The following is a 3,171-nucleotide window of genomic DNA, read 5'->3' as shown; positions in this document are numbered from 1 at the left end:
TTTATGTTTATTTCTAATATTTCTATTTTTATTTCTATTATGCTCTATACTAACTTCATTTATTTTTAAATTATGTTGTTCATTATTATGTATATCGCTTTGATTATTGATCATATATCCTACCATCCCTCTTTCATTTTACTAATTTATTATATTACTATAAATGTAAAAATTTATTAAAATAATATTATTTAAGAAATTTTTAATGAAGTAATTTAAATTAAATAATTATTTACTAAAATTCTTTAATTAATATAAAATAAAAAAGACCTTACAATAAGTAAAGTCTTTAAAAAATTCCTAATAGTTTTTTCTTCTTTATTCTTCTATTACTTTGCTCTATAACTTCATCATTAACTAAACATTCTAAATTATTTAATAACTTATCTTTTACGTTATTAAATTTTATTATTTTGTTTTCGATTCTGTCTTCTGATACACGATTTTTTATTATAAAATTATATATATTTTTCTCAAGTAAATACTTTGCAACATTTTTTACACTTCTTCCATAATCCCCCTCAAGGCTTTTTGCATCAAGAATAAAAAGACATCCAGCATCTAAAAAATGATTAATTTCCTCTATATTTTTTGTTATTTTGTCTAACTTCTCTGGATAAAGTATTATTACAATATGTCCATTTATCTGCATATCATATATTTCTTTAAATACGTAATCCGAATAATTTTCATCAATAAGTATGATTTTGTATTTATCCGATTTCTTAATATATTCTTTAAAAATAAATTCGCTTGCCCCATAAAACTCATTTAATTCTATATCATTTATAGATTTAAATTTTTTAATATTTCCCATAATCCACTTCCTTTTATCGTATGTTAATTTTAAAATATATTTTGTACCATTATTATATACAGTCTTTTTTTCTGTTTCAATATTAATTTATTAATATTTATCAATATTATGTTGTAATTAATATTTTCTTAATCTTTTCTTTATTAATTTGTTAATTTTTGTTTGTTAACTTTTAAATATTATTACTATAAAAAAGAACCCTTATTAGCGAATACTATGCTAATAAAGGTTCTATATTAAATAAAATATTATAAATTTACTATTTCCATAACATTTTTTTCAAAAGCTTTAATTTTTTCTTCTGAATCTTCAAGTGACTTACCAACCACAGCTAAGTAAATCTTAATTTTTGGTTCAGTTCCTGAAGGTCTTACAACAAACCATGAACCATCTTCAAGTACATATTTAAGTACATTTGATTTTGGAAGTGTAACATCCTTAACTTCTCTTGTTTTTAAATTCATTTCTGTTGATGCTTTATAATCAAAGAAAGTTTCTACCATAACTCCATTAACATCCATTATCGGATTCTTTCTTAAGCTATCAAGACATTCTTTAATTTTCTCTTGTCCTTCTTTACCTTTTAAAGTAATTGAAACTAAATGCTCTTTATAGAATCCATACTTTTTACAAAGTTCTATAAATGCTTCATAAAGACTTAACCCTTCTGTTTTATAGTAAAGAGTCATTTCAGCAATAAGCTCAGCGGCAACTACTGCGTCCTTATCTCTTGCATGATCTCCAAAAAGACATCCATAACTTTCTTCAAATCCAAATAAGAATTTATGACTACCTGTCTTTTCAAAGTTTGTCATCATTTCTCCAATATATTTAAATCCAGTAAGAACATCAAATAATTCTACATTATAATGCTTACAAATATTTCTTACCATTTCAGTTGTAACTATTGTTTTAATTACTGCACCATTGTCTGGTAATTCATTTAAATCTGAATATGATTCAATGATGTAATTAGTAAGTAATACTCCCATTTGGTTTCCTGTAAGTATTTTATATTCACCTTTTGAATCCTTAACAATAGCACCAATTCTATCTGCATCTGGATCAGTACCAAATATTATATCTGGATTAATTTCCTTTGCCATATCAAGTGCAATTTCAAATACCTTTGGATCTTCTGGATTTGGATATGGAGCTGTTGGGAAGTCTCCATTTGGTTTTTCTTGCTCTTTTACAACATGTAAATTTTCATATCCAAGTTCTTTTAATATTGTAGTAACTGGCATTAAACCTGTACCATGTAATGGAGTATAAATTATTTTTAAATCTTTTGCATGTTTTTTAACTAAATCTTTTCTTATAGTATATGATTTTAATTTATCAATAAATTTTCTATCTACTTCTTCTCCAATTATGTTAAGAAGTCCTGAATTTAAAGCTTCTTCTTTAGAAATTTTCTTAATATCTTTATAATCAACATTATTTATTTCTGTAATAATTGCATGTGCAGCTTCATCAGTAATTTGACAACCATCATTTCCATATACTTTGTATCCATTATATTCTTTTGGATTATGTGATGCAGTTAATACTATTCCTGCATTTGCTTTAAGTTCTCTTACTGAAAATGATAATTCAGGTGTTGGTCTTAAAGCTTCAAAAAGATTTGCTTTTATTCCATGTCCTGCAAGTACAAGAGCAGCTTCTTCAGCAAATTCAGGTGACATATGTCTTGAATCATAAGCTATACATACTGATATGTTTTCTTTATACTTATTAACTAAATATCTTGCTAGTCCTTCTGTTGCTTTACCAACTGTGTAAATATTTAATCTATTTGAACCAGCTCCAATTACTCCTCTAAGTCCACCAGTACCAAATTCTAAGTCTTTATAGAATCTATCCTCAATTTCCTTTTCATCTTTTATTTCTTTAAGTTCGTTTTTTGTTGCTTCATCAAAAATTTCTGATTCTAACCAATTGCTATATTTTTCTTTATAATTCATTCTGAATCCCCCTTGTATATCTTTACATAGTATTATTATAACTAATTTTTCAAAATAAAAAAATACTTAATTATGTATAATATGCATTTTTGTTATTTTATTCAAATTTTACATTTTAAAACAACTATTATAATAAAAAAATTTAAATTATTATCAAATTTATTATATTATATTAAATATCAATGAATTGTTGAATTATAACTTGAAATAAAAAAATTACCTCAAATATACTATTAAAATTTAATTTAATACTACATTTGAGGTAGTAAAGTACTTATTATTTATTTTGTTCTTTTTCTGCTAAAGCTTTTAAATACTCCATAAAGCCATCCCTTAAATCTTCTCTTCTTAATGCATATTCAACTGTTGCTTCTAAGAAACCTTGCT

General features: G+C 24.3%; 2 protein-coding genes and 1 pseudogene. All 3 read right to left on the bottom strand.

Annotation, left to right across the window (positions count from 1 at the left end):
• Positions 1-289: 289 nt before the first annotated feature.
• Positions 290-817, bottom strand: coding sequence for a CpsB/CapC family capsule biosynthesis tyrosine phosphatase (locus Q4E08_RS11960; RefSeq protein ID WP_303131223.1), 528 nt, complete (start codon positions 815-817; stop codon positions 290-292).
• 248 nt (positions 818-1,065) lie between these two features.
• The gene (locus Q4E08_RS11955) at positions 1,066-2,784 is read right to left on the bottom strand and encodes a phospho-sugar mutase (RefSeq protein ID WP_303131221.1); all 1,719 of its coding nucleotides are present in this window, start codon (positions 2,782-2,784) and stop codon (positions 1,066-1,068) included.
• Between the two features lie 277 nt (positions 2,785-3,061).
• Positions 3,062-3,171, bottom strand: a pseudogene (locus tag Q4E08_RS11950) (UTP--glucose-1-phosphate uridylyltransferase); the annotation flags it as partial.

It is taken from the genome of Clostridium sp., from assembly GCF_030532265.1.
In the GTDB taxonomy this organism is placed as follows: Bacteria; Bacillota; Clostridia; order Clostridiales; family Clostridiaceae; genus Clostridium.
The sequence above is the reverse complement of the archived record's forward strand: the minus strand, read 5'-3'. Positions and strand labels throughout refer to the sequence as shown.

Bases quoted from the DNA above. Each gene is read 5' to 3' on its own strand.
- Q4E08_RS11960 (WP_303131223.1), bottom strand. From the start codon at position 817: ATGGGAAATATTAAAAAATTTAAATCTATAAATGATATAGAATTAAAT.
- Q4E08_RS11955 (WP_303131221.1), bottom strand. From the start codon at position 2,784: ATGAATTATAAAGAAAAATATAGCAATTGGTTAGAATCAGAAATTTTT.